At 60.1% G+C, this 23,932-nt stretch carries 24 protein-coding genes and 1 pseudogene; 5 read left to right on the forward strand and 20 right to left on the reverse strand.

The features are described 5' to 3' along the window. Nucleotides 1-7: 7 nt before the first annotated feature. The 4 genes from iolE to NKJ20_RS00100 all read left to right on the forward strand — a co-directional run bounded on the left by iolE (nucleotide 8) and on the right by NKJ20_RS00100 (nucleotide 4,086). The gene (gene iolE / locus NKJ20_RS00085) at nucleotides 8-913 is read left to right on the forward strand and encodes a myo-inosose-2 dehydratase (protein WP_352741886.1); all 906 of its coding nucleotides are present in this window, start codon (nucleotides 8-10) and stop codon (nucleotides 911-913) included. Beyond that, on the forward strand, nucleotides 910-1,725 hold the full coding sequence (locus NKJ20_RS00090; RefSeq protein ID WP_352494519.1) for an SDR family oxidoreductase: 816 nt from the start codon (nucleotides 910-912) through the stop codon (nucleotides 1,723-1,725). Before iolE ends, NKJ20_RS00090 begins: the two co-directional genes overlap by 4 nt. Before the next feature lie 125 nt (nucleotides 1,726-1,850). After that, entirely contained in the window at nucleotides 1,851-2,927 is a 1,077-nt protein-coding gene (locus NKJ20_RS00095) for a sugar phosphate isomerase/epimerase family protein (protein ID WP_352741888.1), read from the forward strand. Nucleotides 2,928-2,952: 25 nt separating this feature from the next. Beyond that, entirely contained in the window at nucleotides 2,953-4,086 is a 1,134-nt protein-coding gene (locus NKJ20_RS00100; RefSeq protein WP_023718623.1) for a Gfo/Idh/MocA family protein, read from the forward strand. 408 nt (nucleotides 4,087-4,494) lie between these two features. Here NKJ20_RS00100 and NKJ20_RS00105 read toward each other — a convergent pair whose 3' ends face one another. The 13 genes and pseudogenes from NKJ20_RS00105 to NKJ20_RS00165 all read right to left on the reverse strand — a co-directional run bounded on the left by NKJ20_RS00105 (nucleotide 4,495) and on the right by NKJ20_RS00165 (nucleotide 15,869). Continuing rightward, the gene (locus NKJ20_RS00105) at nucleotides 4,495-4,803 is read right to left on the reverse strand and encodes a MurR/RpiR family transcriptional regulator (protein WP_084642600.1); all 309 of its coding nucleotides are present in this window, start codon (nucleotides 4,801-4,803) and stop codon (nucleotides 4,495-4,497) included. A gap of 84 nt (nucleotides 4,804-4,887) precedes the next feature. Continuing rightward, complete coding sequence (gene purU, locus NKJ20_RS00110; RefSeq protein WP_352589372.1) at nucleotides 4,888-5,772, reverse strand: formyltetrahydrofolate deformylase; 885 nt, start codon at nucleotides 5,770-5,772, stop codon at nucleotides 4,888-4,890. A 21-nt stretch (nucleotides 5,773-5,793) separates the two neighbouring features. Then, a pseudogene (gene folD, locus NKJ20_RS00115) lies at nucleotides 5,794-6,569 on the reverse strand (bifunctional methylenetetrahydrofolate dehydrogenase/methenyltetrahydrofolate cyclohydrolase FolD); the annotation flags it as partial. Nucleotides 6,570-6,635: 66 nt separating this feature from the next. Next, nucleotides 6,636-7,460, reverse strand: coding sequence for a 3-methyl-2-oxobutanoate hydroxymethyltransferase (locus NKJ20_RS00120; RefSeq protein ID WP_352741891.1), 825 nt, complete (start codon nucleotides 7,458-7,460; stop codon nucleotides 6,636-6,638). Nucleotides 7,461-7,469: 9 nt separating this feature from the next. After that, entirely contained in the window at nucleotides 7,470-8,252 is a 783-nt protein-coding gene (locus tag NKJ20_RS00125) for a TIM barrel protein (RefSeq protein ID WP_352741893.1), read from the reverse strand. A 1-nt stretch (nucleotide 8,253) separates the two neighbouring features. Continuing rightward, nucleotides 8,254-8,562, reverse strand: a complete 309-nt coding sequence (locus NKJ20_RS00130) for a MocE family 2Fe-2S type ferredoxin (protein ID WP_023718630.1) — start codon at nucleotides 8,560-8,562, stop codon at nucleotides 8,254-8,256. Nucleotides 8,563-8,573: 11 nt separating this feature from the next. After that, nucleotides 8,574-9,533: a sugar phosphate isomerase/epimerase family protein gene (locus NKJ20_RS00135; RefSeq protein ID WP_352741895.1), complete on the reverse strand. Its 960-nt coding sequence runs from the start codon at nucleotides 9,531-9,533 to the stop codon at nucleotides 8,574-8,576. Beyond that, complete coding sequence (locus NKJ20_RS00140) at nucleotides 9,530-10,534, reverse strand: Gfo/Idh/MocA family oxidoreductase (RefSeq protein ID WP_352741897.1); 1,005 nt, start codon at nucleotides 10,532-10,534, stop codon at nucleotides 9,530-9,532. Before NKJ20_RS00140 ends, NKJ20_RS00135 begins: the two co-directional genes overlap by 4 nt. 86 nt (nucleotides 10,535-10,620) lie before the next feature. Beyond that, on the reverse strand, nucleotides 10,621-11,466 hold the full coding sequence (locus NKJ20_RS00145) for an ATP-binding cassette domain-containing protein (RefSeq protein WP_352741899.1): 846 nt from the start codon (nucleotides 11,464-11,466) through the stop codon (nucleotides 10,621-10,623). A 122-nt stretch (nucleotides 11,467-11,588) separates the two neighbouring features. Next, entirely contained in the window at nucleotides 11,589-12,608 is a 1,020-nt protein-coding gene (locus NKJ20_RS00150; protein WP_352742224.1) for an ABC transporter permease, read from the reverse strand. Next, nucleotides 12,608-13,615, reverse strand: a complete 1,008-nt coding sequence (locus NKJ20_RS00155; protein ID WP_352742226.1) for an ABC transporter permease — start codon at nucleotides 13,613-13,615, stop codon at nucleotides 12,608-12,610. The genes NKJ20_RS00150 and NKJ20_RS00155 overlap by 1 nt, the downstream gene beginning before the upstream one ends. 144 nt (nucleotides 13,616-13,759) lie before the next feature. Then, nucleotides 13,760-14,725 carry a sugar ABC transporter substrate-binding protein gene (locus tag NKJ20_RS00160; protein ID WP_352741901.1) on the reverse strand — a complete coding sequence of 322 codons (966 nt, stop codon included), beginning with the start codon at nucleotides 14,723-14,725 and terminating at the stop codon, nucleotides 13,760-13,762. Nucleotides 14,726-14,822: 97 nt separating this feature from the next. After that, nucleotides 14,823-15,869: a sterol desaturase family protein gene (locus NKJ20_RS00165; RefSeq protein WP_352741903.1), complete on the reverse strand. Its 1,047-nt coding sequence runs from the start codon at nucleotides 15,867-15,869 to the stop codon at nucleotides 14,823-14,825. A gap of 172 nt (nucleotides 15,870-16,041) precedes the next feature. On the opposite strand from NKJ20_RS00165, the gene NKJ20_RS00170 reads away from it, so the two are divergent. Continuing rightward, a complete protein-coding gene (locus tag NKJ20_RS00170; RefSeq protein ID WP_352704986.1) occupies nucleotides 16,042-17,076 on the forward strand; it encodes a LacI family DNA-binding transcriptional regulator in 1,035 nt (344 codons plus the stop codon). 220 nt (nucleotides 17,077-17,296) lie between these two features. Here NKJ20_RS00170 and NKJ20_RS00175 read toward each other — a convergent pair whose 3' ends face one another. The 7 genes from NKJ20_RS00175 to NKJ20_RS00205 form a co-directional block, all read right to left on the reverse strand. Continuing rightward, on the reverse strand, nucleotides 17,297-18,499 hold the full coding sequence (locus NKJ20_RS00175) for a sugar ABC transporter permease (RefSeq protein ID WP_352741905.1): 1,203 nt from the start codon (nucleotides 18,497-18,499) through the stop codon (nucleotides 17,297-17,299). A gap of 39 nt (nucleotides 18,500-18,538) precedes the next feature. Beyond that, nucleotides 18,539-19,354, reverse strand: a complete 816-nt coding sequence (locus NKJ20_RS00180) for an ATP-binding cassette domain-containing protein (protein ID WP_023718640.1) — start codon at nucleotides 19,352-19,354, stop codon at nucleotides 18,539-18,541. A 61-nt stretch (nucleotides 19,355-19,415) separates the two neighbouring features. Beyond that, complete coding sequence (locus tag NKJ20_RS00185; protein WP_352741907.1) at nucleotides 19,416-20,492, reverse strand: ABC transporter substrate-binding protein; 1,077 nt, start codon at nucleotides 20,490-20,492, stop codon at nucleotides 19,416-19,418. A 267-nt stretch (nucleotides 20,493-20,759) separates the two neighbouring features. After that, the gene (locus NKJ20_RS00190; RefSeq protein WP_352741909.1) at nucleotides 20,760-21,710 is read right to left on the reverse strand and encodes a MurR/RpiR family transcriptional regulator; all 951 of its coding nucleotides are present in this window, start codon (nucleotides 21,708-21,710) and stop codon (nucleotides 20,760-20,762) included. A gap of 117 nt (nucleotides 21,711-21,827) precedes the next feature. Next, on the reverse strand, nucleotides 21,828-22,577 hold the full coding sequence (locus NKJ20_RS00195) for a GntR family transcriptional regulator (RefSeq protein ID WP_051409654.1): 750 nt from the start codon (nucleotides 22,575-22,577) through the stop codon (nucleotides 21,828-21,830). A 149-nt stretch (nucleotides 22,578-22,726) separates the two neighbouring features. After that, nucleotides 22,727-22,984: a Rid family hydrolase gene (locus NKJ20_RS00200; RefSeq protein WP_352741910.1), complete on the reverse strand. Its 258-nt coding sequence runs from the start codon at nucleotides 22,982-22,984 to the stop codon at nucleotides 22,727-22,729. A gap of 184 nt (nucleotides 22,985-23,168) precedes the next feature. Further along, nucleotides 23,169-23,930 carry an SDR family NAD(P)-dependent oxidoreductase gene (locus NKJ20_RS00205; RefSeq protein ID WP_352741912.1) on the reverse strand — a complete coding sequence of 254 codons (762 nt, stop codon included), beginning with the start codon at nucleotides 23,928-23,930 and terminating at the stop codon, nucleotides 23,169-23,171. Between the last annotated feature and the right edge of the window lie 2 nt (nucleotides 23,931-23,932).

Below are 23,932 nucleotides of genomic sequence, written 5' to 3' on the forward strand. Positions count from 1 at the left end.
GATCAAGATGAGAGCCAAGCTCGGCATCGCGCCGATCGCCTGGTGGAACGATGACCTCGCCGAATTGAGCGACGACGTTTCGCTGGAGGAGTGTCTGCGGCAGGCCCGTGAGGCCGGCTTCGCCGGCATGGAGACCGGCCGCCGCTTCCCGATGGACGCGGCGGTTCTCGAGCCCATTCTGAGGCAGCACGGCATGAGCGTCTGCGGCGGCTGGTTCTCCGGTCTGCTGCTTGACGGCGATATCGAAGCGGAGAAAGACCGCATCGCCCAGCAGATGCAGCTCTTCCAGGCCGTCGATGCCCCCTGCATCGTCTACGGCGAGACTGCAGGCACCATACAGGGTGATCGCTCCGCGCCGCTTTCCACCAAGCGGCGGCTCTCGGAAGACGAGATCAGAATCTATGGTCGCAAGATGACTGCCTTCGCCGAATGGTGTTCGGACGAGGGCATGCCGATTTCCTACCACCACCACATGGCCGCGCCGATCGAGACCGAGGAAGAGCTCGACTTCCTGATGAAACATTCCGGCGAGGGTCTGGCCCTGCTTTACGACGCCGGCCACATGGCCTTTGCCGGCGGCGACGTGCTGCGGGTGGTCGACAAGCACCACGCCCGCATTTCGCATGTACACACCAAGGATATCCGCCAGGCAGTCGTGGACGGGCTCGACCGCACCCGGGAAAGTTTTCTCGACGCGGTGGTCAAGGGAGCCTTCACCGTGCCCGGCGACGGCTCGCTCGACTTCGAGGCGATCATCAAGCGCTTGGCGAGCCACGGCTACGAAGGCTGGTTCGTCGTTGAAGCCGAGCAGGATCCCGTCAAAAGCCCGCCGCTCGAAATGGCGAAAATAGGTCACAAGGAATTGCTGCGCGTCATGGCCGCGGCTGGCTACACAGTGGAGGACAAGGCATGAACCGGATGGATGGTAAGATCTGCGTCGTCACCGGATCGACGCAAGGACTGGGCGCGGCTATCGCTCGCCAGCTCGCCCGAGCCGGAGCCGCTGGCCTCGTCACACTTGGTCGTAACGAAACCAAGGGCCGCGCGGTGGCCGCAGACATTTCGCACGCCACGGGCGTGCCCGTGCACTATGTCAACGCCGATCTTGGCAATGTCGAGGATTGCCGCCGCGTGATCGCGGAAGCGGAGCGCGTTTTCGGAAGAATCGACGTGCTGGTCAATGCAGGCGCGCGGACGGACCGAGGCACGATCCTCGACACGTCGCCAGAATTGTTCGACGCCCTGTTCGCCGTGAATGTACGCGGACCTTATTTCCTCATGCAGGAAGCCATCCGGCACATGATCGGCCATGGCATCGAGGGTGCGATCTGCAACATCGGCTCGATTTCGCAGCAGGCCGGCCAGCCCTTCATCAACGTCTACTGCGCCACCAAGGCGGCACTGGCGACACTGACCCGCAACACGGCATTTTCCGTCATGAAGAACCGCATCCGCGTCAACCAGCTGGATATCGGCTGGATGGCGTCCGACCACGAGCGGGAATTGCAGGCGAGCGAGAAGGGCGATCCCGACTGGGAAGCGAAAGCCGTTGCACACCTGCCCTTCGGACGCCTGATCGACCCCCGCGAGGCGGCACGAGCGGTCAACTTTCTCGTTTCGGACGATGCGGGTCTCATGACGGGTGCGGTGGTGGATTACGACCAGACCGTGCTTGGCGCCGCACCCGGTCCCATGGCCGTGCCTGAGAAGGCGATGGCGCTCTGAAGCCATTGGAACCGTCGAAGCGGAGACGGAAAAGAAAGCAGCTGCCCTGTGAGGACCCACATCACTCTTCTGGGCGGCTCCGATAACGGATGAACCGGCGGCCCTGCCGCCAGAAGGAGAGCAAGATGCGGACCATTAAGGGGCCAGCTGTGTTTCTGGCTCAATTCGCGGGCGACGAAGCACCGTTCAACAGCATCGAGGGATTGGCCGGCTGGGCCTCGGCCAAGGGCTTCAAGGGCGTGCAGATACCGACCTGGGACAAGCGCGTCATCGATTTGAAGCAAGCGGCTGAAAGCCAGACCTATTGCGATGACTATGCCGGCAAGCTCGCCGAACACGGCCTGGTTGTCACCGAACTGGCGTCGCATCTGCAAGGTCAGCTTGTGGCCCTGCATCCCGCCTACGATCATCCGGCGGATTCCTTCGCCGCACCCGAGGTGCGGGGCAATCCGGCCGCACGGCAGGCGTGGGCAGTCGAGCAGCTTCATCTCGCCGCCAAGGCGTCGAGGCGTTTCGGCATAGACCGCCATGTCACCTTCTCAGGTTCGCTGCTGTGGCCGTTCCTCTATCCCTATCCGCAATGGACGGATGGGCTGATCGACGACGGTTTCGATGAGCAGGCTCGGCGCTGGCGGCCAATCCTTGATGCCTTCGACGAGAGTGGCGTGGACCTGTGCTACGAAATCCATCCTGCCGAAGACCTGCATGACGGGCTGACCTTCGAGATGTTCCTGGAGCGCGTCGGCAACCATCCGCGCTGCAACATCATGTACGACCCCAGCCATCTCGTGCTGCAGGCGATCGATTATCTCGCCTACATCGACCACTATCACGAGCGCATCAAAATGTTCCACGTCAAGGATGCCGAGTTCCGGCCGGACGGTAAGACCGGCGCCTATGGCGGCTTCCAGCCCTGGATCCGGCGCGCCGGCCGCTTCCGCTCCCCAGGCGACGGACAGATCGACTTCAAGGCGATTTTCTCGAAACTCTCCGGCTACCACTTCGACGGCTGGGCGGTGCTCGAGTGGGAATGCTGCCTCAAGAATTCAGAGGACGGCGCGGCCGAGGGAGCCCGCTTCATCGCCGATCACATCATCCGCGTTTCCGAACGCGCCTTCGACGACTTCGTCAAGGCCAGTGCGGACCGCACGATCAACGATGCCATTTTAGGTATCGACAGGGGGCACGCTCGTGACTGCTGATTTTCAGCGACCGCTTCGGCTCGGCATGGTCGGCGGCGGCGAAGGCGCCTATATCGGCAACATCCATCGCATCTCCGCCCGGTTCGATGGCGCCTTCCAGCTTGTAGCCGGCGCGTTCGACGCGGATGCAGCGCGCGGCCACCGCTTCGCGGCAACGCAAGGTATCGATCCCGCCCGATCCTATGACGACTTCAAGGCCATGATCGCCGCGGAAAACGATCGCGAGGATCGCATCGACGTGGTGGCGATCTGCACGCCAAACCACACCCATTTTCCGATCGCCAAGGCTTTTCTCGAGGCCGGCTACGAGGTGATCTGCGAAAAGCCGCTGACTAACACACTCGAAGACGCGATCGCGCTCGAGCAGCTGGTGCGCGAGACCGGACGCTTCATGGGCGTGACCTATACCTATTCGGGGTATCCGATGGTGCATGAGGCGCGCGAGATCGTGGCAGCAGGCAAGCTTGGCGCGATCCGCATCGTGCAGGTGGAGTATCCCCTGGAATGGATGGCGACGGCCATCGAGACCGCCGGCAATGTCCAGGCCGCCTGGCGCACCGACCCGAAGCGATCGGGGCGTGGCGGCTCGATCGGCGACATCGGCACGCACGCCTATCATCTGGCTGGCTTCGTGACCGGGCTGAAGCTGGAGTCCCTGACAGCAGACCTCGCTTCCTTCGTCGAGGGACGCGTGCTTGACGACAACGCCCATGTGCTGCTGCGCTACGAAGGGGGCGCGCGAGGGCTGCTTTGGTCGTCACAGGTCGCACTCGGCTGCTCGAACGGGATCCGGCTGCGTGTCTTCGGCGAAAAGGGCGGGTTAACCTGGTTCCAGGAGCAACCGAACGAGCTGATTTTCTCACCGCTGTTCGGTCGCACCGAGACCATCAAGCGGGGTGCTGACGATCTGAGTGAGGCAGCGAAGGTGCGAACCCGCACACCGCCCGGCCATCCCGAGGGCTATCTGGAGGCCTTCGCCAATCTCTATCGCGGCTTTGCCGAAGCCATCCACGCCCGTCGCGAGGGGCGCAAGGCAGCGGCAATAGGGTTGAACGTGCCGACCGCTTATGACGGGCTGAAGGGTGTGGCATTCGTCGATGCAGTCGTCGATAGCGCCGAAGCCGAAGGGCAGCCATGGCTGAAACCTCACGCCGTCTGACAGGCCATTGGGGGTGCGCCGACGCAAGGTCGGCGGGCCCTCAATCCTTCCGGGGAGTCTGGGTCAAAACTCAAGTAGCTGGCTACCCAAGTGGTCAGGATGGAAGGGGAGTTGCCCGCTGCCGGAACGAGAAGTTAGCGCCAATGGCGGCCGTTCGGAGGCATGTTCCGGAATGACTTCATTGGGGCTGGACGCGGAATGGCAGCTCTCGTGACCTTAGAGAGCGGACCGTAGGTGGGGTGGACGTCGTCACCACCTGACCTTTTCTAGCATTGAGTTCCAGCCGGTCTGCGGCGTAAGCGGAACGCGATCATGCTGCCGGCGCTACTCAATGCGATTTGATTAGTCGGCATAGCAATCTGACGACCAACGCTAGCTCTGCACGCGTGTCGAAGATTTTCAGGCTGGTCAACCACGTTCGTGGCTTGGCGGCAAAGGACGCCCGCCCCGAACGCGCATACTATCCTGAAAGAACTTCTTCATCTCGCGAAAAGCGGAGAATCCAAAACAGCGGGCAAGCCTTGTCGGCGCAGTAGTGCCCACGCCACAGCGGCGGGCAATCGCGGCCGCGCTTTCAAATGCAATGATCTCCGGCTTTTCAAGTGCTTGCCGAGCTACCTTCTCGAGAGCGGGGGTCAATCGAAGCTCGCGCTTCGCGATCGCAGTTTTGATCTCATCAAGACATTTGGGTCTGTGTGCAAGTACAGGCGATTTCATCCGAAACCCTCCAGACCTTCGAAGAATCGGTAGCCAGCTAGCCCTGAAATCCAGCCCATGACGGCAAGGCGTTCACGAGCCACGTCAGCCCAATCGCTCTGAAGCAAACGATCCAGGCGACGCGGGGAATACGACGGTCTTGTTCCCGTTGAGGAAAACCCGACGATGGATATGGGCGTGGATTGCCCGGGCGAGCACCTGTGCCTCGACGTCGCGGCCGAGGCTGACATAGTCCTCGCTGGACTGCGCATGCGTCACGCGGATCGTGTCCTGCTCGATGATGGGTCCTTCGTCCAGGTCAGCCGTCACGTAATGCGACGTAGCCCCGATCAGCTTCACACCTCGGTCGTGGGCCTGTTTGTACGGATTGGCGCCTTTGAACGAGGGCAGGAAGGAATGGTGGATGTTGATGATCCGGCCAGACATTTTCTGGCACATCTCGTCCGAGAGAACCTGCATGTACCGCGCCAGGACGACCAACTCGGCGCCCGCGTCCTCGACCACGCGCATCTGATGTGCCTCTGCCTCGGCCTTGTTCTCTTTCGTTACCTTGATGAGGTGAAACGGGATGTCGTGGTTCACGACGACCTTCTGGTAGTCCATGTGATTGGAGATCACTCCGACGATGTCAATCGGAAGCGCTCCGATACGCCAGCGATACAGAAGGTCGTTGAGGCAATGGCCAAACCGCGAGACCATTATGATGACCCTGCGCTTGACGCTCTCGTCGAAGAATTCCCACTCCATGCCGAACTGCGAGGCGATTGCTTTGAAGCCCGAACGGAGTTCTTCCAGCCCCCATCCGCCTTCGGAGCGGAAGCTCACCCGCATGAAGAAGTTGCCGGTGTCGGCGTCGTCGAACTGCGCGCTGTCAGTAATGTTGCAGGTTTGGTCGGCGAGGAACGTCGAGATCGCCGCGACAATCCCCCTGGTTGAGCGGCATTTGACGCGAAGTGCAAAGTTCAACATTGGCTCTCTTCCTGGGCGGACTTACGCCTGAAGGCTGCGGCGGAACGCCGTCAGCGTATTGGAAAGCAGGCAGGCGATCGTCATGGGGCCGACGCCGCCAGGGACCGGCGTTATGGCGCCGGCGTGGGCCGCCTCTGCGAATGCGACATCGCCCACGAGCTGCGGCTTACCGTCTCGCGTCACGCGGTTGATGCCGACATCGATCACGACCGCACCTGGCTTGATCCAATCGCCTCGGATCATCTCTGCCCTTCCCACTGCTGCCACCAGGATGTCGGCTGACCGGCAAATGCTCGCCAGATCGCGGGTATGCGAGTGCGCGATGGTGACGGTGCAGTTTCGGACAGCAGCAACTGGGCCATCGGCTTGCCGACGATGTTGCTGCGGCCGATGATGATGGCATGCAGTCCGGACAGGTCGCCGAGCCTTTCCTTCAGGAGCATCAGGCAACCAAGTGGTGTGCACGGCACCAGCGCCTCCTGGCCGGTCGCCAAGCTGCCGGCATTTTGGATATGAAATCCATCAACGTCCTTGCTCGGCACAATGGCATTGAGCACAGCGCTTGCATCGATCTGCGGCGGCAACGGGAGTTGCACGAGGATGCCGTGCACTGCGGGATCGCCGTTCAGCTTCTCAATCAACCCGAGGAGGTCATCTTCGGTGGTCCGCACGGGCAGCCGGTGCTCGAAGGAAGCCATCCCCGCGGCAATAGTCTGGCGATGCTTTGAGGAGACATAGACGGCGCTGGCCGGATCGTCACCCACCAGTACGGCCGCCAGACCAGGCAACAGGCCGGTCTCGCTTGCCCGCTGATGGAGGACGAGCCCGTCCCTCCCCATTTGAAGGATGTCTCTGGATCTGGTTTAGGCTTTCGCCTGCTCCAGGAATTGACGGTATTCCGCCTCCGCGATCGCAACATTGTGCTGCGGCTGCGGGTAGGCTCCCGAACCGACGTCGGCGACGAATTCCTTGAACGCCGCAATCCGCTCCTGTTGGAGCCGCGCATACTCGGCCGCGAAATTGCGATAGGTCTTGGCATGGCGCGGCTTATGGCCATCGGTATGGCCAAGCACGTCCTCGGCGAACAGATATTGCGCATCGGCTCCCGGCCCGGCCCCCATGCCGAGCATGATCATCGAAGTGTTCTTCGAGATGAATGCACCGACTTTGTCAGGGACAACTTCAAGCTCGGCGCCGAAGCAGCCGATGGCCTCAAGCTGCTTCACCTGCTGCCAGACTTTCAGGGCTTCCTGCCCGGTCTTGCCCACCGCCCGAAAGCCTGTCCAGGTGATGTAGGAAGGAATGAGGCCGACATGTGCGACGATTGGCACGTGATTATCGCATAATGTCTTCTGGATGTCATAGGAGGCAGCGCAATAGAAGCAGTCACCTCCCATCGCTGCGAAGTGGAAAGCTGCTCGCAGATAATCCTCGGCAGTTGCGAGAGGTCGGCCCTCAAAGGTTCCCCAGCCACCATACGGCAGACCGACCTGGACGAAGCAGCGCCCAGCCGCCTCACGCATTTGACGACTGAAAAAGCGCCCCTCGATCGACAGCATCTGGATCCCCGCCGCGTTCGCGGCCGCGGCCTCTTCTTCCGTGGTGACATAAAGCATCGAGATCTTCTCGCCGCGCGCCTTCATGGCACGAATGTCTGCGACGGTGGGCCGGGTGTTCTTGGTGACCATTCTTGTTCCTCAGACGGTGAAAGCTTCGCGGAAGGCTAGTAGCGCCGCCTCGGGATCACCGGAGGCAAACGCCTCCATCCCAACCGGCCCGCGGTAGCCCATGTCTTTAAGCGCGCGGGCGATGCCCCGGTAATTGATCTCGCCGGTGCCGGGCTCCATGCGTCCGGGAACGTCGGCCACCTGGACCTCGCCGATCCAAGGCAGACAGGCGCGACAGAGCGCGATCAGATTCCCTTCGCCGATCTGCGCATGGTAGAGATCGAGATTGAGGCGCAGGCCCGGTCGGTTGACGCTCGACACCAGCGCAAGTGTGTCTTCGGCGCGCCCAAACGGCACGCCGGGATGGTCGACCGGAAGGTTCAGATTCTCCAGCGTGAAGGTCACTCCCTCGGCCTCGGCTAGATCCGCGATACGGTTCAGCGTCTCGCGCGCCTTCAGCCACATCGCGCCGGTTATCGTTTCGCAAGGCGTGACCGGCATGCCGCCATCGCCGAGCCCAGTGCCGTGCAAATTGAGCCGCGCGACGCCGAGGCGCTTGCCAACCCCCGCCGTCTCCTTTGCTGTCTTCAACAGTTCGGCGGCACCCTCGTCGTCGGCAAGCCTGCCGCGCAGATAGCCGTTCATGATCGAGAAGATCGCGCCGGATTTCTCCAGCATTGCGAGGTCGTGATCGGGCCAGTTCCAGAGGCCGACCTGGAAGCCTATTTCGGTGAGGCGCTTGACGCGCCATTCCATCGGCCGGTCGCGCCAGAGCATCTCGGCGCATGCCGCAAGCGTAAAGGTATCGGACATGTCAGACCTCGATATACACGCGGCCGTCCTCGACCTTTGTCTTGTAAGTCTTGAGGTTCTCGCACGCCGGTGGCGTCTCTACTTCGCCGGTCGTGAAGTCGAAAACGGAAGCATGCTTGGGGCACTCCACCGTATTCCCCATGACAAGACCGTCGGCAAGGTGGATCTTCTCATGCGTGCAAAGCCCGTCTGTACAATAGAATTCGTCCGCGTCGTTGCGGAAGATTGCGAAGGTACGGTCGCCATTCTCGAAGCGCTTAGCTTCCTCGGCTTCGATTTCATCAGCAGCACAAGCGTCAACCCAGGGCATTGATTCTCTCCTCAGATATCTTGCGGTTTGAAGTCTGCGGGAGCGGACGGCATCACGCCCTGGAGCAGCGCGACGGACTTCTCGAGTCCCTCCAGCGAATTCAGAAGGACGTCTTCGTGCTCGATGGAAAGCCAGCCGTCATAGCCAGCCATCTTGAGTCGGTAGCAGAACTGCCGCCACCACTCCTCGCCGTGCCCGAACCCAAGTGTAATGTAGCTCCAGGACCGTGCCGGAATGTTCATCAGGCTCCCATTCTCAAGCAGCGAGGTCGTTGCCTGAACCGGCCGGTTGAGCATCGTATCCTTGGCGTGAACGTGATAGACGGCCTCGCCTAGCGCGTCGGCGGCAGCGAGAGGATCAGCGCCCATCCAGAACAGGTGCGAGGGGTCGAGATTGGCGCCTAGGACAGGTCCGACCGCTTCCCGCAGTTTCAGGAGCGAGGGCACGTTGTATACGCACTGATTGCCGTGGAGTTCGAGCGCGATGCGATCGACACCGTTTTCCTTCGCCAGCGCCGCGATCTCGGTCCAGAAGGGTATCAGCTTATCTTCCCATTGATATCTAAGGATGGTCTGCGTTTCCGGCGGCCAAGACGAGACGACCCAGTTCGGCATGCTGTCGCCAGCGCTGCCAGCCGGCAGACCGCTCATGGTGCAGACGGTGCGAATGCCCATCTCTCCGGCGACGCGGATCGTGTCTTTCAATCCTTGGCCTTGGGCCGGATCGGTCGGGTGCAGCGGATTGCCGTTTGCGTTGAGGCTGATGATCTCCAGGCCGCGTTCCTCGAAGGCTGCAGCAAACCGCTTCTGCGCTTCCCTGTTACCCAGCATGGACGAAAGCCGGAAATGCGGGGCGGTCGACCAGCCGCAAGTGTTCACCTCGATGCCGGACACCCCCATGCGCTGGGCATGATTGAGCACCGCCTCGAACGGCAGATTGCCGAGACTGTCTGAAACGAAACCCAGCTTCACGCGTAGAACTCCGGCTTTGCAATCATCTGCACAGGCGTACGACGGGCTTCCTTCAGCGCTACCACGCCGGCCTCGGCAACGACGGCGGCGCAGTAGCCGTCCCAACAGTCCGAGGCGGTCGCGGGGAACTCACCAGTCATGACGAAGCGAAGGAAGTCGCGGTTCTGGCGGCGATAGGCATCGTAATAGCGGGTGCGCCAGTCGGCGTCGTAGCTTGTGCTTTGGGTAAGCGCTGACTCCGTTCGGGTGTAGGCAACGTTGTTGGTTGCCACCGCTCCGCGCTCGCCGATCAGTTCGGCGCGGACGTCATAGCCATAGGCGGCGTTGTTGTTGATCTCGATGTTGACGAGCTGCCCGTCCACGGTTTCCAACACCATGAAGACAGGTGCGACACGCGCGTCCGAGCGGCGCGGCTGGAACGCGGAAATAGAGACATATTCAGTGCCGAGCACATATCGCACGACATCGAATTCGTGCGGGGCCGAATTGGTGATAGCCATCGCGCCGGTGAAGTCGGCCGCAGGCGTTTCAACATTGCGGTGAAAATTGTGCATCATCAGCGCCCGGCCGAGATGACCATTATCGAGCGCTTGCTTCATTTCCTGATAGGAGCGGTCGTAACGCCGCATGAAGCCGAGCTGGACGAATTTCGCCCCCGCTTTCTGTTCGGCCTCCATCACGGCGATGCAGTCAGCCGACGCTTGTGACAGGGGTTTTTCGCATAGGACGCGCTTGCCGGCGGCAATGCAGGCCATCGAGAGCGGCGCATGCGTGAAATCGGGACTCGCAATGATCACGGCGTCCACGTCTTGCCGCGTGATGGCGTCCTTGGGGTCGGTGGCAATATCGATGGCGCCACACGCGCCGGCAACAGAACGAGCGCGCTGCTCATCCATGTCGCAGACCAATTGAAGGGTTGCGCCGGGCAGCTCCTCGGCAATTATCTTGGCATGATCCGCGCCCATCAAACCGGCGCCGATCACTGCAATGCGGATTGTCATTTCTGTCCTGCTTTGCTTTTCCGAATTTACGGGCAACGGCCAACTCAGCGGCATGGAGCCACGCCTGGTTGGCGCCTTTAAGAAATCTAACGAGCGGCTGGACCCCCCAGCACCTGGAGGGACGGCGGATGGCCTTCATGCTCGGCCATGTAACCCTCGACCTGGGCTTCGAGGTCGGCCATGGTCTCGCCGCCTGCCATCAGATCTGTGATCTCCTCGCGGGACCTTTGGCCTTTGCGGAAATCGGCGGCGATGGCGCCGCGGATCAGCACCGCGAAATGATCGCCGACGGCCATGGCGTGCATGACCTGATGGGTGATGAAGACCACCGCCAGGCCGCGCCTCTTCGCCTCGTTGACGATACGCAGCACATGCGAGGCCTGCTTGACGCCGAGCGCTGCGGTCGGTTCGTCCAGGATCAGCAAGCGCGCTCCAAAATACACAGCACGGGCAATGGCGAGCGACTGGCGCTCGCCGCCGGACAGTCCCCCAACCAGGCGGTCACCGTCATCGATGCGGGTGATTCCGAAATCGCGTACCGCTTTCACCGCGATTTCGTTGGCGAGCTTGCGGTCGTAGATCTTGAACGGTCCCCAGCCTTTGGTCGGCTCTACGCCGACGAAGAAGGACCGCCCGATGCTCATCAGCGGGAAGGTGCCGCCGAACTGGTGCACTGTGGCGATTCCTTGTGCCTGGGCCTCCCGAGGTCCAGAGAAGGTCACCGGCTGACCGTCCATCAGTATCTGGCCGCTGGTGGGTTTGTGGACACCGGCGAGCGTTTTGATGAGGGTCGACTTGCCGGCGCCGTTGTCACCGAGCAGACAAAGAACTTCGCCAGCGCGCACCGTCAGCGAAATATCGTGCAGGACGTCGATTGGTCCGAAGGACTTGTTGACGTTTCTCAGTTCGAGAATGGCAGGTTTATCGTTCATGGCGGGCTCATCTCCCATCTGCGATCCGGCTGGCCTGACACCGTTGATAGGCGAGGAAATTGACGGTCGATGCTCGTTGATCGATGCGAGCCCATTGCTTGGCTGCGGTAGCAGATCTTTTTTCATGGGTTTGCTGGCTCCCGCGGCACGCTTCGCTCGCGCCGCGGCCTGAAATACAGAGCCAGGTCGCGGAAGGACTGGTTCATCATCACCGCCACCAGAAGCATCACGCCGATGATCAGGTTCGACCAGTTCCGGTCAATCTGGGTGAAGTAGATGCCCTGGCTGACGATGGCGAAGGTGATGGTGCCGACGAAGACACCCACGACCGACCCGAAACCACCGGTCAGCAGCACGCCGCCCACGACCACGGACACGATGGCGTTGAAGATAAAGCTCATGCCACCGGAGACCTGGGCGGAATTGAACAGGATCGCCTGACAGATGCCGACAAAGGTGGCGCTGACTGCGGACAACACAAACAGCGCAATGGTCACGCGGTCTGTCGGAATGCCGGCATTGCGGGCGCTGACGCGGTCGCCGCCCATGGCAAATAGCCAGTTGCCGTAACGGGTCTTGTGCAGAACGAAGCCTGTGATAGCAGCGAAGGCGACCCACCAGATTATGATGATCTGGTGACTGCCGCCGATCAACTGTCCAAAGAGGAATTTCGCCCAGTCCGGCGCGGTCAGGGCAACGCTGGCATTGCCGGTCAGAAGCACCGAAGCACTGAGCACCACCCCCTGCATAGCGACCAGCGTGGCCAGCGTGATGATCAGTGAGGGCACGGAGGTACGGATCGTCAGCAGACCGTTGACCAGGCCTACCGCCACGCCGACTGCCAGCGCTCCAGCTATCCCTACCCCTATTGGCAGTCCGTAGTAACCGGTGAGTATGGCAGTTGTCATCGAACCAACTGGGATCAGAGCGCCGATGGAAATGTCGAGTTCACCTGAGATCATCAGCAGCCCGACGGGAATGGCGACGATGCCGAGATTGGCCGCGAAATTGACCCAACTCGCCGCTCCAACGAGCGTACCCAGATTGGCGCCGCCGAATAGAACGAAGAACAGCACCACGCCAATAAGACTGAGGATCGAGCCGGCTTCGGGACGGCGCAGCACGGATTTGATCACGTCCATCACGGCTGCTTTCCTCTCTTCGAAGAATAGCTGAGTGCCAATTGCCGGAAGGTGTCGTTTGTCAGCACCGCGATCAAAAGAAGCGCGCCGATTATGATGCTTCCGATGTTGGGATCCAGGCTGGTGAAGTAGATGCCCTGGTTCACTATCGAGAAGGTAATCGTGCCAAACACGATGCCAATGATCGAGCCGAAGCCACCCGTGAGCAGAACGCCCCCAATGACCACACACATGATGGAATTGAAGATAAAGGACTGACCAGCCAGAACCTGCGCGCTCTGATAGACCATCACCTCGCTGACCCCGACGAAAGCGGCACTGAAGCCGGATAGCATGAACAGACCGATGGTCAGCCGTTTGGTCGGAATGCCAACGTTGCGCGCGCTTTCCTTGTCGCCACCGAGTGCATAGATCCAGTTGCCCAGGGGGGAGATGTGCAACAGCCAGAACAGGCCAATCACGAACAGCACCCACCACAGGATCGTGACTTGGAACATGCCCCCGAGATAGTCGCCGAAGATTGCCTTGGTAAGCGGGTCTGGCACCAGTGACACGCCGGTGCTGCCGGCGATCTTGACGGTGAGACCTAGCGTCAGGCCCATCGTGAGGAACATGGTGCCGATTGTGATTATGAGTGACGGGATGGTCGTTCTCGTCACGAAGAGCCCGTTGAGGAGGCCGACAGCGAGGCCGAGGCCAAGCGCGGCCGTTATGCCAAGCCAGTCGGGCAGCCCATAGTGACCCGAGATGATGGCAGCGGTAAGCGACGCTGCGGGGATCACGGCGCCGACCGAGATGTCGAGTTCCCCGGCGATCATCAGCAACCCTATCGGCATGGCGATGATCCCAATCTCGGACGCGATGTTCAACCAGCTGGCCGTACCGGCTGCCGATAGGAAGCCGCTTCCGCCGAACAGGCCAAAGAAAAGCAGAACCGCGACCAGGCCGAGGAACGAGCCCGACTCTGGTCGACGCGCCAGCCGGCCGAGGGCGAGTCCGGACCGCATGGGGTCCGCCGCCTGGATCGATGTGGAAGTCACGGGATGTGCCATTGGGTAATCCGCGAGCCGGCGGCCAGCCACGATGAGGCCGCCGCAGGGAGATGGAATGGCCGCCCCCGCTCCATGCGAGGGCGGCACTGAACAAAGGGGCTATCGCGTCCCGGCTTTCACACCAGCGATGGTGGCATCTACGGAAGCCTTGTCGATGATGCCGGGTCCAGTCAGGATCTCACGAGTGGGCACCGTGAGGCCGTAGTTTACATTGCCGTTCAGGATCGCCACGGCGAGGTAGCCCTGCAGGTAGCCCTGCTGATCAATCGCGCAGGCCTGTTTGCCATCCTTGATGTTGTTCAGGATCGTCTCGTCGAAGTTGATGCCGCAGAGACGAACCTTATCACTTTTTCCGGCCTGGGTGAGGCCGTTCATGGCGGAGTTGGCGTCAACGTTACCGATGGTGAACACGGCGGTCACGTCCGAGTGCTGCAACAAATAGGCCTTCACAGCCTGCGCAACAGCTGTAGCTGAACCGAACGACGTGGCGGGCAAGGGCAACACGTCGGCCTCGCCGCCGCCATTCTTCATTCCCTCTTTGAAGCCACCACAATAAGCTTCGATGTTGGCGGCACCCGGGAGGGTGTTAATGCAGACACCTTTCTTGCTGCCGGCTTTGGCCAGGTACTCGCCGCCCGCGACGCCACCCTTGTAGTCGTCAGAGCCGACGTAGTTCAGCGCGCCGAGGCGATCGGCCGCCTTCAACCCGCCAGCATTGTAGATGACCAGGGGAATGCCGGCATCCTTGACGGCCTTGAACGCAGGATCCATTGCTTCTGGCACCCAGTCCGGACCGACAATGGCATCGGCTTTCTGGTCGATGGCTTGGCGGATCAGCTCAGCGGCGTCGACGCCCAGATTGTCATAGTTCTGCGGCCCGAGCCAAGTGACCTTGCCACCCTGGGCCTCGACAACTTTGCCAGCGTCTTCGGCGCCTCGCTTGACGATCGACCAGAACGGATCGTCCGGTTTGCCGCCGATGACGAAGATATTGGCGGCGAGCGTCGCGCCGGTACTGAACCCGATTAGCACCGCTGTCGACACAAGCGTCTTGAAAAGATTCATAGTCTTCCTCCCATTTGCCCCTTGGGGCTTTTCAACTAAAATTCTGGCTGTCCCGGGCCCGCTCCTCACGGGCACAGTCGAAACAGCGATTGGTTCATCATTCCGCCGGCATTCCAGATGCGGGATCGCTGCTGCCTTCCTGCTGGCTCCGCATTTTTTCCTTCTTCTTGCGGAAGCGGGCCTTCATGGCCTCGTCGGCTTCCTTGCTGCCGTCGTGCCAAGTTCCGAACAGCTTATCGAGGGGTACCAGCCCATCGCCGCCGTAATTCACCTCGAAATACTTGTGGTGCAGGTAGTGCACGTAGGAATGGCTATCGAGCTTAAACTTGTCGGTGATTTCGAATGTCTCGAAACCGAGATGACCGTTCACTGCCCCAAATCCCGCTCCGTGCAGCGTGAAGTAGGCGCAGACCGGGTTGGATGGGATCAACAGGTGCAGCCAGGCTTCGGCATGATAGAGGAAGCCTTCGACTGGGTGCATCGACAGCGACGACCAGGGACTTGGATTGATCGAGTTATGGTGGACCGAATGCACCCATTTGTAGAGCGGCGGCCAATGGATTGCCCGGTGAAGGAAGAAGAAATAGACCTCATGCACGGCCGGCGCGATAAGCACCAGGAACGAGAGGTAAAGCCAATTCGTCGTCCATGGCAGCCAGACCGCCCAGCTGTTTGCATAGACCCACAGCATCACGATCTCGACCACTGTCCATAGTGGTATCGTGGCGAAAAACGAGCGGGTGAAATTGTCGATGTTCTGGCTTTGAAACCAAAACACGTCAGACGGCGCGTCCGAAGGGAATTTTGGATTATATTTGAAGCGGTTCTGTTGCTTGCGCTGGAAGTAATAGCGCAGCTCGAAGAAGCCGTAGAAGAAGAATATGCCGGCGGCGTTTAGGCCGTATAGCCAGAAGTAGTTGAGAACTGACAAGGTCGCGAGGCTCTGCCAGCTTGGGATAAGGAAGTTCACCCAAATAATCGACGTGGCAATATGAAAGGCGTTCCACGGCCAAAGAAATTCAGGAATCCACGCCACCACCTTCTTTGCATTGAACGGACGATGCCACATCGGCGCCGGCTCGGCCCGGCGATGCGGAGCCCAGTTACCGCGTTTATCGCGCGTTCCATACTGAAGGTCATCCATCGTAACAGCGCCTCCCTGCGGAGCTATTCCCAACTGGGCTCGTCAAAACATCGGCCCTCAATTGGGTGGCATTCATATCGGAGGCTTGATATTTCTAGAAGGCGAAAATAGTATCAAAGCGACATTTGTATCATTTAATATCAGTCATGATGATATAGATGGGATGGAGCTCATGAGGCGACCGACAATCCACGATCTCGCTACTGCGGCAGGCGTTTCGGTGGCGACCGTGAATCGAATTCTAAGTGGCACCGTTTCAGTACGCCCGAAGACCGTCCAACGAGTACAAAGCGCAGCGGAGGAAATTGGGTTTTACGGAATCGGAGCCATTGATGATCGGGCTCGTAAAATATCTCCACACTACCGATTGGGCTTCCTGCTTCAGCAGTCGACCCGTGATCTCTACCAATTGTTCGGGAAGAAGATTATTGCCGCCTGTCGCGAGCGTCGCGACGAGGTCATCGATCCAATAGTCGACTTCGTGGATCTGCTGACGCCGGAGACAATCGCGAGCCGTCTGATTGCGCTGGGCGATTCATGCGACGCCGTTGCGGTGGTCGCGGCAGATCATCCCATCATTGGCCAGGCCATCCGTTCGCTGAAGGAGATGGGCAAACCGGTTGTCTCCTACATCACGGATCAGTCCGCGCCGGAAAGGGCCGCATATGTAGGCACCGACAACTGGAAACTGGGGCGCACTGCAGCCTTCCTGATTACCCAAACCACTCACGGCCCGGGTCGTATAGCGGTTTTCATAGGCAACCACCGGTATCAATGCCAGGATGTGTCAGACGCCAGTTTCCGTTCCTATTTGCGCGAGCACGCTCCACGGCTAGCGGTAGAGGAAAGCCGTCCGACCCACGAGGAAGCCAGTGAGGCCTATCGAATGGTGACTGAGCTTCTGAAATCGACTGACGATCTTGTCGGAATTCTGATCGTCGGCGGCGGAATAACTGGTGTACTTCGTGCCTTGAGGGAGGTGTCTCCTGAGCGGCGGTCCGGTATCAAAGTAGTATGCCGTGACATTGGACCCGAAACTCGAAAGGGACTGTCTGAGGGCCTGATCACTGCAGCTCTTTGCCACCCGCTCGAATCGACCTCGGCCCTTCTTGTCCAAACGATGATCGATGTCATTGGACCGCAAGCACCATTTGCCACCCTTCAGCGATCCATACCTTTTGAAATCGTCACGCCGGAGAATATCTGACGCAGATGTCAGCTACTGGCGCGGGCGTCCTGCGACCCGATAAGGATGTCCGCTTTCAGGTGACGCACAAACGGACCTCAACGGCTATATTTGGGCGCGAAGCGGCTATGCCCTGCTTCACCTGCGAGTCTGCTTCGGGTCAGATCGCGTCATCGAACCTTCGAAACTGAACGACCGCCAAGGTATCGAATTCGGTCGTTCAGAGTGGGTTTGAAGCAAATCAGAAATTCTGCTGACCCATGGCCTTTTCGATCAGCTTGTCGATCGATACCGCCAGCACGAGAAGCAGTCCCGTCACGATGAGGCGAACGTAGTTCTCGACGCCCATCAGGTTGAGCCCGTTCTGGACTGTTCCGATAACAAGCGCGCCCAACAGGGCCGCGTGAATGGAGCCGCGGCCGCCGAACAGGCTGACGCCGCCGATGACGGTGGCGGCAATTGATTCCAGCAGCAGCGTGCCGCCCCCTACTCCGCCACCGGAGAAGACGCCAACGCCTAGTGCCCGCGACGCGCCCAGTACGCCAGCCAGCGCAGCGATAGCGCCGGCAATAGCGAAGGCCGCCATCTTGATGCGCGCAACCTTGACGCCGGCCCGTCGCGCAGCCTCGTCATTGTTGCCGACCGCATAAAGATAGAGGCCGAACCGGGTTTCCTTGAGGATATACCCGCCTATCCCGAGCAGGATCGCAAAGATCAAAACCACGACTGGTATGCCCTGATGTGCGTTGAGGATCATCACGACGATGGCGCCAAAAATCGCGGCCGCGCCGAGCGGCAGCACAAATCGGCTGAACAGGGAAGCTTCCAGACCGGCGCGCTTTCTGCGGGCAATGCCCGACAGGACCAGAGCGGCAAACGCGACGAGCCCAATCGCCAGCGCGCTCCATGACGTGATCCCCGAAATCTTAGTCTCTGCAATCTTGTCGATACCGGTTCCCATCAAACCGTAGCGGGCGGTCGGAGGCAAAAGCACGAGTTGCAAGCCATTGAGAGCCAGTCCGAGCCCCAGCGTCACCACGAAGGACGGTACGCCGACAAACGTGACCCAGCGCGCCGAAAAGCTGCCGATAGCAGCACCCATTATGATTGCGACCGTCACCGCCAGCCAGGGCGAAACGCCGTAGTCGACAACCAGCTTGGCCATCAGGACCGATGTCACGCCGTTGATCGCTGCGACCGACAAGTCGATTTCCTTGACCAGCAGCACGAACATCAGACCGATCGCCATGATGCCCACAACCGTGCTCTGGACGAGCAGGTTCGACAGGTTCTGCGGTGTCAGGAAGACATTGCTCTGGAGCGCGAAGAACACCCACAGCGCCACCAGCCCGATTATGACGGGCAGCGCACGCATGTCGCTGTTGAGCACTTCGCCGATGGTGCGGCGTTTGACGTCACCGGAAGCGGCGGCCGAGTTTGCCATTCTTGACGTATCCTTCTGATACTTTTCGCCCCGCGGGGCTCAGCCAGCGAGGTTGACTGCCTCGTTGCCACCGACCATCGCGTTGACCACTTGCTCGCCTGTCACTTCACTCGATTTAAAACTCGCGACGTTCGCGCCCAGGCGCATGACCTCTATGCGGTCGGTGGCGTTGACGACGAAATTGTGGATGTCGTGGCTAACCACGACTATGCCGAGCCCTTCGTCGGCCAACGTGCGGACCAGGGCCGAGACCTGTTCGGCTGCGGAGTGGCTGAGTGCGGCTGTCGGCTCGTCGAATATGACGACCTTCGGCGTCCACAGAATGGAACGTGCGATGGCTATGTTCTGTCGCTGGCCGCCAGACATTGCTCCGACAGGACGCGTCAGTGACAGCTGGCCGAGTCGCATGCGCGTCAGCACCTCGCGGGCACGAACTTCGCACTCCGCACGCCGGATCCGTCGGCCGAACCATGTCGGACCGGTCAGCTCGCGCCCGAGAAACAGGTTCTGCACGGCGTCCAGATTGTTGCAGAGCGCTAGATCCTGATAGACGGTCTGGATCCCAAGGGCAGTGGCGTCGGCAGGATTGCCGATTTTCGCCGGTTGGCCTTCGATGGTGTACTCTCCAGAGTCGAAGCCGAAGACGCCCGCCATGATCTTGACGAGCGTGGACTTGCCGGCGCCGTTGTCGCCGACCAGGGCGACCACCTCGCCGGCGTGGACGTCCACCGAAGCCCCCTGAAGAGCATGGACCGACCCGAACGACTTACGGATATTGCGCATCGAAATTAGCGGCGTGGATTTATGCGCCGCACGAACATCGGCGCCGCCGCGGGTTGCTGCCGCTTTGACCATCAGGCTCCTCCCATCAGGTGACCGAAGGACAGCGAGCGCCGCTGTCCTTCGGTCGATCTCGCTATTTGTTGTTCTTCTTGCAGACTTCGGTGTCTTCGATGCCCTTGCAGATTTCTGGCCAGGTCCAGACGCCGGCGGTGACGACGTCCGAGAGATTATCCAAGGTGATGTTCTTCACCGGCAGGAAGACAGCCGGCACATCCATGAACTTGTTGTTCACTTTGCCGTTGATCAGATCCTTTGGCACTCCTTTGCCATTCAGGATCGAAGCCACGACGTCCGCCGCATAGGTCGCTTCAACCTTGAGATCCTTGAGCACGGAGTTGTCCTGCCATCCCTGTGCGACGTACCGCAACGCTTCAACGGTCGCGTCCTGTCCGCCGGTCACCAGCTTGTCGCCAGGCTTGGCCCCCTGGCTGATCAGAGCGGCAACCGAGCCTCCGGTGGTACCGTCATTCATGCCGAGGAAGACATCGACATCACCGCCATTGCGGGTCAGGCAGTCTTCGGCGAAAGATTGAGCCAGCGCCGGATCCCAGTTCTGCGTGTACTGCTCGCAGACGACCTTCACCTTGCCGGAATCGATCAACGGCTGAAGGAATTCGTTCTGGCCCTTTTCATACTGGCCTGTACCGTATTCGCCCTCATTACCCTTCACGCGCGCAACCTTGACCGGCGACTTCTTCATTGCGCTGATCAGCTCGGCGGCGCGCTTGCCTTGGGCTTGGCCAACTGACAATGAGTCGAAGACGACGTGCGCTTCGGCCTTGCCGCCGACCGCGTCGTGATCATAAAGGACCACCGGCACCTTCGCATCAGCTGCCGCCTTAAGACTGCCAGCGGCGAGGTTTGCGTCCGTCGCCGCGAGCACGATCACGCTGGCGCCTTGGGTGATGGCGTCTTCGACCAGCCGCTGCTGCCGCGCCGGATCCCCCTCGCCATTCTGCACGGTCACCTGAGCGTTCGGCGCCTTCTCCTTCATTGCCGCGACAAAGAACGGCGCGTCCCGGCTTGTGAAGCGAATTGTCGTGGTATTCGGCAGTAAAAAGAACACTTTCTTGGCATCTTGAGCATGTGCCGCCGCCAAGGCGCTTGCCATAGCGGTTGCCGTCAGAAATGCGGTCAGAAGTCGCTTCATAGTTTCCTCCCATGGAATACTCAGTTCGCCCCCCTTCACGACGGCACGGGGCACCCCCGAACCGGTTTAAGGATAGGCTGCAACGAAAATTGCAAGATATAAATATTCCGCAATGAACGATGTGTCAACGATGCGACAATGAAATCTTTGCATTGTGCGAAACGCGCAATTTCTATTGCGACATCCAGGCTCGACTGCACCTGGCGCGCTTGGTTCGCAACCGGAATGCCAAGGACGCGGAACGCCCGGGTTGTTGTCGGGGAACCGCTACTGCCCGGTGACGGTGGGTATGCGCGGACTGACAGCGTTGTTCTGCAGTCGCGCCGCGAGTGCAACCGTCAGCGCCTGGGCGAGGCACATTGGGGCGGCAAGCGAACGGGAAAAGGTATATTCATGCTCCGGTACGGCGAAGAGAACACTGGCGTTCTTGGCTAGCGGAGACAGCGTGCTGTCGGAAATAGCAATTATCGGAACTTCGCTGCGAGCGGCCTCTTCCACGACATTGACCACTTCATTGGCGTAGAAGCGAAAGGACACGGCAAACAAGACATCGGTCTTGCGGATCATGCGCGCCATATGCGTAGCAAGTCCGCCGCCGGGATCAAGCAGCACGCAACGTTTGCCCAGCATCGTCAAGATATAGCGGAGAAGTTCGACCACAGGCGTCGATCGCAACTGCCCGATCAGGTAGATCGCGTCGGCCTTTTCGAGAAGGGTCACTGCCTTGGCCAGATCCTCGGGTGGTATCTGTGTCAGCATGTCCTGAAGCGAGGCAATGTCGCGAACCACGAGGTCGCGCATGAATCCGACTTCGCTACGATCAGTTCGCGCTCCCAATTCGCCTTCCAGCGCCTTGATACGAGCCTCGAAGCCGGGCGCGGCGGTCGACAGGCGCTTCTGAAAGCGAGCCTGTAGTTCCTTGTAGCCTTCATATCCGCGCCCCTGCGAAAAGCGCACGAAGCTTGAGGCATGCACTCCGCTGCTATCCCCAATTGCATTCACCGACCTGACAGCAACGTCGTTAGGATTCTGGGTGAGATAGAGCGCGATCTTCTGGTAGGATTTGCTCATTTCGTCGTAGCGGTCGTGGATGAGCCGGATGAGCTCTTCATAGTCACGCGGCGCTTCAGCGGTCGGTTTCATGTTGCACTCTTTCGCAATATTCATTGCACAATGACGCGTCTGCGTCGATTCTGCTAGTGAAATCAGGTGCAACATTGTTTAAGCAAAAGCGCGTGCATGTTGGCGATCAAGCCCGAGCCGCATCATGACCTAGATGCCGAAATCGGGAGGACAATCAACGCGCGAAGATGCTTCGTGCGAGGCCGTCCCTTGCTACCGACGTGAGGGTCGACCGGTCTTCACGCTGTTGCGGCTCGCCCCATCTGATTCACTGTCGGCAATCAGCGAAAGGTAGCGCTCGAGAGCCTTCGAGAACTTGGCTTGCCAGATCTCATGCGCAGTGCGGAGATCTCCGTCGCGCAAGCTTTCGAGTAGCTTGACGACATACTTCTCGGCGTCGCCCTTTCGGTCTGTATAGACAACGCCCAACTGATGGTTGAAGCGCCTCACATCTGCGGTCAGCTCGGAAAAGTAGCGGATGGTCCGCTGCAATCCCGTCGCGTCAATGATCGCTTGCTGGAACTCAAGATCGTTGCGAACGGTCTCGACCTGGCTATCGAGGTTAGCAAACTTGACGGCATTCTCAGCCAATTTTTCGAGACGCTTGAGGTCAACCGAAGCTAGGCGACCTGGTTCCGCGAGCAGATGGTCCAGGGCAATTTTTCCTAGGGCCATCCGGATATTGTAGACTTCGATGACGCTGTCTGCGTCCACCGCCCTGACAGATGCTCCCTTGTTCCGCTTGATCTCGACGAACCCCTCGCGAGCAAGCAGGCGCAATGCTTCCCGGACCGGATGCCGGGAGACGTTCAACATGTCGGTAAGCTGTTGCTCGACGAGCCGGTCGCCGGGCTTGAAGTGCCCGGCAATGATCGCGTTCCGGATTTGCTCCGCAGCGAACTGCGTGCTTTCCATCTGCGTCATGGGAGCCAGAATGGCGCCTGTTTCATTCGCGTGTCGCATCAAGATCCTCATAAGGCGACCGCAGGAGATCGGCTGCACAGGCATTCGGAATGTAGACTATATACGAATGCGATAATCTAATGAGAAGCCTGCCACTAAGCTATCCTTACGGAATAAGTGGAAAACGTTCTGTCCCGCCTGACTTGCCGTTAGAGCGAGACCACCAGGTTCTTCGCCGGAAGGGAGCCAGCACCACGATACGCAGTGAGCTCTATTTCGAAGAGATACTCAGGTCCGCCCAACGGACCACAGCTGACGCAGCTTGCCGGAGAGATGTCCCGGAACTTCTCGCCCATATAGGCCATGACTTCCGGGACGTCTTCCTGGCGCGGAATGAAGATGCGTCGCCGCACAACATCCGCAAGGCTGCTGCCGACCGCCTCAAGCGCGCCTTCGACGTTCTTCATCGCTTGCCTTGCCTGCTCGACGGCCGTCTTAGGCATCACACGGTCTTGTAGTCGCGTCCTGCGGTCAGGGACATGAAGATCCAGTTGTCGAGGGCGACGATCCGCGAATAGCCTTCCTTCTCTTCCAGGATGCTGCCGGACTTTAGACTAGCTTCACGAGTTCCATGCCGTTCTCCAGTGCTGATCAGATCGAGATGCCGCCATCGATCGCCACCGTCTGACCAGTGATCAGCGCGCCGGCGAAACCGAGGAAGACGATAAGCTCCGCGACATCCGCCGTGGTGCAGACTTTCTTCAGAGGTGTGCTGGCGAGGGTGCTCTGGCGACGCTCCTCCGACCATTCAATCGCCCACGAACTTTCGACGACGCCGGGCGCCACCGCGTTGACCCGCACATCGGGCGCGAGCGCACGCGCCAGGTTCTTCGTCAGGTTGATGACCGCGGCCTTGGAGCCGCTATAGGCGATGGTGCTGGCCACGGCGCCGAAGCCGGCGATGGAAGCGGTGTTCACGATCGAACCTTTGGCCACCTTGAGAGCAGGCGCCGCGGCCTTCGAGCACCTGAAAACGCTCATCAGGTTGACGTTCAGCAGATTTGCCCAAAGCTCCTCCGTTATGCTGTCCAGGTCGTTGATCGGCACCGGGACCTTCACGCCCGGTATTCCCGCGTTGTTGACAAGCAGATCGAGACGGCCGAGCTTCGCCACCGCCTCGAGCACCATTGCCTTGGCCTGCCCGGCGTCGCCGACATCGCCTGGAGCACCGATGACGTCGAGCCCCTCTCTTTGGAGCCCAGCGAGAGCAGCCTCGCCCCTCTGGTCGGCCGGTAGATAGTTGATTGCGACCTTGGCGCCTGCCTTGGCCATCATGCGCGCGGTTTCGAGGCCGATGCCCGACGCGCCCCCGGTGACAAGCGCCGCCTTTCCCGTGAGATTGAACGAGATCATGA

Source organism: Mesorhizobium sp. M0185 (genome assembly GCF_040322175.1).
GTDB lineage: Bacteria > Pseudomonadota > Alphaproteobacteria > Rhizobiales > Rhizobiaceae > Mesorhizobium.